This is a genomic window from Pedobacter sp. Leaf41 (genome assembly GCF_001422545.1).
Classification (GTDB): Bacteria; Bacteroidota; Bacteroidia; order Sphingobacteriales; family Sphingobacteriaceae; genus Pedobacter.
The window spans coordinates 1,543,143-1,550,853 of sequence record NZ_LMLE01000001.1 but is presented as its reverse complement, the minus strand read 5'-3'; the positions used below and the strand labels follow the sequence as shown (position 1 = coordinate 1,550,853).

Genomic DNA, 7,711 nt, shown 5'->3' with positions numbered 1-7,711 from the left:
TACTCGGCCTTTGATAAATTATCGGTTGAAATTGTAACGCAGCCTAAAAACGGCAGAGTGGTGGTAAACGCCGATGGAACGGTAACCTACACACCAAATGCGGGCTTCACCGGCGAAGATGTGTTCACCTATCGCGTTAAAGATGCCTTCGGCTACTACACCAACGTGGCATCGGTAACACTTACGGCCAATTTCATAGGCATCAAAGTGCCAAACCTGTTTACGCCGAATGGCGATGGCATAAACGATGTGTTCGAGATCAGGGGATTGAACCAGTACCAATCCAACGAATTACAGATCGTTAACCGTTGGGGCAATGAAGTTTTCAGGGCCAAAGGTTACCAGAACAACTGGACAGGTGAGGGGCTGAACGAGGGCACTTATTATTACCTGCTCCGTGTTAAAAAAGCTGGAAGCAATGAAGTTGAAGTGTTCAAGGGTTACATTACTTTGATCAGGGCATTTAAAAACTAACACATGAAGCTTAGGGAAATCAGGAGTTCAGMCCTGATTTCCCCTTAAGATATTAAGATGATGAAGAAATTATTATTGTTATTCGGGTGCTCCATCCTGTTTTTTGCAGTACCGGTTGTTGCCCAGCAAGATGCTCAGTACAGTCAGTACATGTTCAACGGCATCTACATCAATCCGGCCTATGCGGGTTACAAAGAGGTTTTGAATGTGCACAGTTTTTACCGCAGTCARTGGACGGGGATTACCGGCGCACCCAAAAGCATGTCGCTCGCGGTAGATGCGATTGCAAACAGTGGCAACGTGGGGCTGGCGCTTCAGGTATCGAGCGATAAACTGGGTGCACAGACCAATCTGGCCGTTTATGGCAATTACGCCTACCGGATCCGGTTAAACGATGATGGAAGTTCGCGRTTGGCTTTGGGTTTAGGTGTTGGAATGGCCCAACTGGGCATTGATGGTTCGATGCTGAATCCCAACGATCCAGAACCTTTTCAGCCGGTCGGCGTACAGAGCACCATTGTTCCGGATGCCAGGGCAGGGGTTTATTTTGCAAATGACAGATATTATGCCGGCTTCTCGGTTGATAATCTGATTGCCACMTACATCAACATTGATCGTTACGCATTCATCCCTCAGCCAAAACCSCATTACTACCTTACTGCAGGGGCTCTGTTTCCCATAAATGAAGATTTCCAGGTCAAGCCCTCGTTCCTGTTGAAGGATGACAGGGGCGGACCGACGAGTCTGGACGTCAATGCTTTTTTGATGATCAARGARTTTTTGTGGGTTGGTGGATCTTACCGGACAGGGGTAAAGCTTTACGATAAAAGCTACCTTCAGAGAGACCTTACACCCAGAAACTCGGCAGTGGCCGCGATTCAGGTTTTTCCGACCGAAAAGCTGAGAATTGGTTATGGGTACGATTTCTCGATTGGTCCATTACAAGGGTACAGCGGGGGTACACACGAAATTTCGATTTCCTATTCCTTCATCAGGCCAAATATCAGAATGGCGACACCAAGGGTTTTCTAATAAACCAAGGGTTTTCTAATAAACGCAGACTTTCCATAAATGCTTCCTGATCAATCCGCCAGGCAGACACATCATTTTAAACCATTTACACAGAAGTAAGCTGGATGGTCCATTACAAGGGTACAGCGGGGGTACACACGAAATTTCGATTTCCTATTCCTTCATCAGGCCAAATATCAGAATGGCGACACCAAGGGTTTTCTAACAAATTAACGGCGAGCATTTAGGGTTACTTAAAAGCTTTCTCCTTTGCATCAAGGTTTACAAGGGATAGGGATGAAGCCAAAAATCTTAATGCAGAAAATCATCCTCAAAGAACTGAACCATGCCCACACTTCACTAGAAAGGGTCAAGCACATAGCATCAATCGTAATCCTTTAGAAACCAGATCTGTTACCTCGCCAAATATAGGTTTGATCAAACTCCTGAACATACAGGCTTGGTAGAATTGTGTAGAGAAATGAATAGGGGAATTTTGTACCATAATTATTGTGCGCCCTGATTCTATTTCGTGGTGCTGGACATGATCAGCCACCGTATCATTTCAGTATTTTCGAGAAGCACCAGGGCTTGTTAACCGCCTATGTCAGCGGATGAGTATTTGTTAACAAGGGTTGTAGTATTCAATAATGAAGCCCATTGAAGCAAAGATATATAAAGATCCGACACACTACAACGCGGATTTTGAAAACATTAAGCTGCTTTGGTTTAATTTTAAAAGAAGCAAAAGTGCTAAAAACGGGTATAAAACTTGGAGAAGGTGTTGCAGGGGTAGTAAGAAGCAGTATTCGTTGATTTATTGGAGGGCGAAATAATTCATTTCTCTCAAAAATTCTCTTTGGAGGCAATGTTTACAATGTCGGGGACATAGCAGAAAAAAATGATTTTAGCATTACTGACCTTTTCAGAAGAGAAAGTCAGATTTCTTTATAATCAATAACCTTTCAACAAGCAAAGGTTGGCTATTAGGTTTATGTGCTACAACTAAAGATTGTTGATGAAAATATCATAATTGTGTGCTTTATATTCTATCGGCCGGGGCAAACGCGAGGGGTCGTAAAAAAATATAGGTTGGAGAATTTGTTGCTACAGTAACATTATCTTCATATCCGCTTGCTTGATTTGCGCTTTAATTAATCAATCTGTAAATGAAGAAAGAACTAATTATTCTCAGTCTCGCCTTGTCAATGGGCATTTTGTCATGCAAAAAAAATCCCGGAGATCAGGGGTCGGCTACGGTTGTTTATCCGGATATGGCCGAGGCAGCTGATCCTGCGACATTATTTACCACTGCCACCGGCGTTAAGGTTTATAATGGCGGCTTTGGTTCAGCTGTAGCAGTTGATCCCAACGATGCTTCGGTCTTTTACATGCTCACCGACAGGGGATCGAATGTGGCAGGTCAGCTGGCCAACTCGATCATTATTGGAAAACCGGACTTTACGCCCCAGATCGGAAAGTTCCGCCTGAAAGATGGGAAATTGGTTCTGGAGCAGACTATTGAGCTTAAAAATTCGTTGGGTGCAAAACTGAATGGCATACCAAATCCAATTGGAATGGGCGCTTCAGGCGAGACCGCTTATGATCTTCAGGGTCAGGTGATCACGCCGAGTGCGGATGGCATCGATTCGGAAGGGTTGGTAAGAGCTTCAGACGGCACCTTCTGGGTAAGCGATGAATATGGGCCACACCTTGCGCATTTTGATGCAAGTGGTAAAACCATAGAGCGCATTAATCCTTTTGGTACCGGAACAGGAGGAAGAAAGATTCCCGCGGTATTCGCTAACCGAAGGCCCAACCGTGGGATGGAGGGGTTAGCGATTACCCCAGACGGCAAAACACTGGTGGGTATGATGCAGTCGCCTATGTACAATCCTACCAGGGGCGCAGTTTCAAGTTCCGTTGTGCTCAGAATTCTAACCTTTGATATTGCTACAGGCGCAACCAAGCAATATGCTTATTTGATGGACAATTCTAGTCTGACCGGAGTAAGCGATATCGTTGCGGTTAATGCTACGACATTTCTGACTATCGAAAGAGATGGATTGTTTGGTGGGGATGCAACGAGTCCTGCAGCCTTTAAAAAAGTCTTCAAAATAGATATCAGTATGGCTACGGATATTTCCGATCCTGCCAATGGTGCTACAGGAAAACTCTACGGAGGAAAAACGGTTGAGGAACTCAACAACCTCGCAGGATTAAGCTCCGCGGGCATTGTTCCGGTAAGCAAAACATTGGTACTTGACCTTTTGAAAGATCTTCCTTCTGTTTATCCACATGACAAGGCGGAGGGATTAGCCTTATTGCCTGGAAATTTGCTGGTTATATCCAATGATGATGACTTTGGGGTGGTTGACAATGGAGCGAGCGGCTTTGCTCAAAAAATACTTCCTATTACCAAATCAGTTGACCGGAACCGTTTGTCTTTTGTAAAAGTAAAGCTCTAAGCATTTGCCAAATCCTAAATATGCTTTCAATATTTATTAAGGATTCCAATATTGTTTTATTTCTTTAGGGTTAGGCGTTGAAAGTGTGTTATCACTTCTAATACCTAACCATTTTTTTTGTGACTGGAGAGCTCAACTCATCTCATTGAGCTTATAATATGGAGAGTTCGAAGGTCGTCTATATATAAAATACTGTTGTTAAGCTTCGGTAGGCTTTAATGCTATAGCGAGGCGTCCTGTTGTGAAGTTTTATAGTATGTTTAACTTCTCCTGTTGGTGGAAACATTTAATCAAAAATTGATGTCCGCTTAATGTTCTGTTCGTAGAATTAGTGTGTAGAAAATTATTCATAAAATTTACCTTAGTTAGTTTCAAAGAGCCATAGCGGATGCTGTGGCTCTTTCCTTTCAGGTGCTTTTTTTACGCGTTATGATTATGGTTGAAACCCGCAGCCTTAGCTATTGTCATCTTAGAAAATCAAATTCCACTCTTTTCTATATCCTTTCCATTTAATTTTATGGCTAATTCAAAGCACTCCTGCTAAAGGAATTTACAATTACGGGTGATTAAAAGAGTCTGTTTCAATTCTCGGGTCTAGCCGAAAAGTCGAGCAGATGTAATTGCCCTATCAGAAGCGGCTATTTTCACCAAAATGCCCACCTATCGCCGTACGAACTTGGGTTGGGATTATTTTTCTTTTTATATAAAATTTAACTTTTTTGTATTTCTACTACTCCATTCGCGCTTTACAACTGTCAGTACATTAATTAACCTAAAAGTTGCCAACAATGTATTAAGTAAGATCTAAGAGACAGCTGGCTTTTTGAAAAAGCTTTGGCTGAGGACATAAATGCCTCGTAAAATGGTGGTCTGATGAATTTTTAGATAAAACTGAAAACTGCATCTGTAATTGTCGTGATAAAAAGAATAGTTGGATTTATCTGATAATGTCTTTTCGGATAAAATGCGACTGACGAGTTGTTTTCGAAAGAATTGAAGACACCGCAACGAATAAAATATTCACTTTAAATTTATAAAAATAAAATTATGAAAATGTTCAATATTAAAATACTGCCTTATTTGATGGGGACCACGGTGCTTTGCATGACACTTAATGCCAGCGGTCAGAAAAAGCGGAGAGCGCAATCGAAGTTTCAGGCAACTTTGATGATAAGGCAAATTTTGAACTTAGCCTCCAGTACAGAAAGATTGGAGGAGGTAGGATGGACTTTGACAGCGCAAAAGTAGTAAAAGGCGTGTTCAGCTTCAAAAAAGTGACAAAGGAACCTATAATTCTTACGATTGAAGTTAAGGGAAAAGAACCTGGAAGGGGCGGACCTAGAAACTATGAAAGTTTTTACTTGAACCCCGGTGAAGTAAAAATGACTGGTTCAAGTCAATTTAAAAAAACACATGTTTCGGGATCCGGGACCATCGGAAATAAAGATTACAGGGCGTATTTGGATTCGGTGAACTATTATATATCACAGATTAATGCAATTAATAAAGCGGTTCCGGCTAATCTTCCAAAAGAAGCCAAAGAAGCACGATATAGTAAAAATATGGATTCCATATTTGCTGTCCGTGATAATCGGGTATTCCTGAAACAAATTAAGGAAAATCCTAATAGTTTACTCTAGGTATTAGCCCTGAACGAGTATGCCTCTGAGCCGGTATGGAGGCCCCGAAAGAAAATTCAGCCCGAACTTATCGAGCAACTTCTCTCGACATTACCTGAAAAATATCAGTCTTATCCTTCATTGGTTTCACTCAAACAAGAACTCCAGGTTTCCAAAGCGACAGGTGCGGGCAAACCCATTAATTTAGCAGTGAAGTAAGATGAAGTGTATTAAATGTTTTTCGTTACTCTTAATTTTTCTGCTCTCCATTTCGATTAGCAGTTATGCGCAGGAGAATGTGCCACCGGGAGATCTGGAATTTACAGACATTACCCCGCCTGTTGATTCAGTTGTAAAGAAAGAGGATAGTATAATTAAAAAACCCTTAAAGACAGCCTCGATTGAGGTTAAGGCGCCAACGGTGGAGAAACTGGAAAAGACCACATTTTTGGGGATTTTTATTTCTGGTTTTGTGGGCGGATTGGCAGCGCTATTGATGCCCTGCATCTTTCCGATGCTTCCTCTGACGGTAAGCTTTTTTACCAAAGGCGCATAGAAAGGGAAAGCTTTTTCCATAGCGGCTTTATATGGATTTTTTATCATCTTAATTTATGTTGTACTGGGGCTGCTGGTGACAGTCGTTTTTGGGGCAGATGCACTGAACAGTCTTTCGACCAATGGGATTTTTAACTTTTTATTCTTTTTACTGCTGGTCATTTTCGCGGCTTCCTTCTTTGGAGCATTTGAGCTAACCCTTCCATCCAAATGGGTAAATAAGATGGATGCAAATTCTGATAAGGGTGGTGTTGCAGGCCTTTTTTTTATGGCTGGAACGCTGGCGCTGGTTTCTTTCTCTTGCACGGGCCCGATCATTGGAACACTCCTGGTTCAGGCAGCGACAACCGGTGCCTTATTGGGGCCTGCAATAGGTATGTTTGGCTTCTCACTTGCGCTTGCGATTCCCTTTGTTTTATTCGCACTTTTTCCCTCTGCCATGAGCGCACTGCCAAAATCCGGCGGCTGGCTGAACAGTGTAAAGGTGGTTTTGGGATTTCTTGAGCTTGCCTTTGCTCTTAAGTAATGTAGATCTGGCCTATCACTGGGAGTGGTTTGACCGGGAGATCTTCTTGGTACTGTGGATTGTGATCTTTGCGATGATGGGTTTTTATTTGTTGGGTAAGCTAAAATTTTCCCATGATAGTCCGGTTGCCTATGTCTCTGTTCCAAGGCTCTTTATGTCGGTGATCATTCTTTCCTTTACCATATATTTAGTGCCGGGATTATGGGGTGCACCGTTGAAATCTGTTTCTGCTTTTCTTCCTCCGATGGAGACGCAGGATTTTGACCTTTATACCCAATCTCTGATTGGCGGTTCTCATAGCCCAGAACAACGTCCATTGGATGAAAAGCCGCATAAGTATGCGGATATCTTCCATTCTCCGCTGAAGCTGAATGCTTTTTTTGACTATCAGGAAGGAATAGAATATGCCAAAAAGGTGAATAAGCCAGTGTTGATCGACTTTACCGGCCATGCTTGTGTGAATTGCCGGAAGATGGAGGCTAATGTATGGCCTGACCGTGATGTGTACAAGATGATCAGTCAGGATTATGTACTGATACAGCTTTATGTGGATGACAAAACTGATTTGGCCCCTGAAGATGTTGTGATTAGTTCGACAGGAAAAAAACTGAATACCATAGGCAAAAAATGGAGTGAACTGCAGGCTTCAAAGTTTAATTCTAATTCCCAACCCTTTTATGTACTTCTGGACCCGAGAAAAGAACAGCTTATGGTTGCCCCGCAGGGTGCTGATTATACTATTGAAAATTATAAAAAATTCCTGGAAGCCGGCTTAAAAGCTTTCCAGAAAGGTTAACTGGAGTATTGTAGAAGTTTACGACAGCGTTTTAGTTTATTTGTTAATGATTGAATAAGGGGCAGCTGGATAGCTCGCCCTTATTTATTATCTGTAAAAGACATTTAGCAGCTTCAAGAAGGTTTTTTATGCTTGAATTCCTGAAATATTTGCGGCATAATTTTTTGTTTTAGCTAGATAATAGTGATATCTATCTAATCCATGAATTAGGAAAGTATCTTTTGAATGATTTCTCTTGGATTCACCTCCCCAGAATTTGAGT

The 7,711-nt window shown here is 42.1% G+C and carries 5 protein-coding genes and 1 pseudogene; all 6 read left to right on the top strand.

Annotated features, from left to right (window positions below):
• Window positions 1-474, top strand: a 474-nt coding sequence (locus ASE92_RS06490; RefSeq protein WP_157255644.1) for a gliding motility-associated C-terminal domain-containing protein, incomplete at its 5' end; no start/stop codon positions are given.
• Window positions 475-531: 57 nt separating this feature from the next.
• Window positions 532-1,506 carry a type IX secretion system membrane protein PorP/SprF gene (locus ASE92_RS06485; RefSeq protein WP_235527295.1) on the top strand — a complete coding sequence of 325 codons (975 nt, stop codon included), beginning with the start codon at window positions 532-534 and terminating at the stop codon, window positions 1,504-1,506.
• 1,187 nt (window positions 1,507-2,693) lie between these two features.
• Entirely contained in the window at window positions 2,694-3,953 is a 1,260-nt protein-coding gene (locus ASE92_RS06475) for an esterase-like activity of phytase family protein (RefSeq protein ID WP_200926339.1), read from the top strand.
• 1,053 nt (window positions 3,954-5,006) lie between these two features.
• The gene (locus tag ASE92_RS21455) at window positions 5,007-5,201 is read left to right on the top strand and encodes a hypothetical protein (protein ID WP_235527294.1); all 195 of its coding nucleotides are present in this window, start codon (window positions 5,007-5,009) and stop codon (window positions 5,199-5,201) included.
• Window positions 5,162-5,593: a DUF4369 domain-containing protein gene (locus tag ASE92_RS06465; RefSeq protein ID WP_235527303.1), complete on the top strand. Its 432-nt coding sequence runs from the start codon at window positions 5,162-5,164 to the stop codon at window positions 5,591-5,593. The genes ASE92_RS21455 and ASE92_RS06465 overlap by 40 nt, the downstream gene beginning before the upstream one ends.
• A gap of 199 nt (window positions 5,594-5,792) precedes the next feature.
• A pseudogene (locus tag ASE92_RS06460) lies at window positions 5,793-7,449 on the top strand (protein-disulfide reductase DsbD family protein).
• Window positions 7,450-7,711 lie beyond the last annotated feature (262 nt).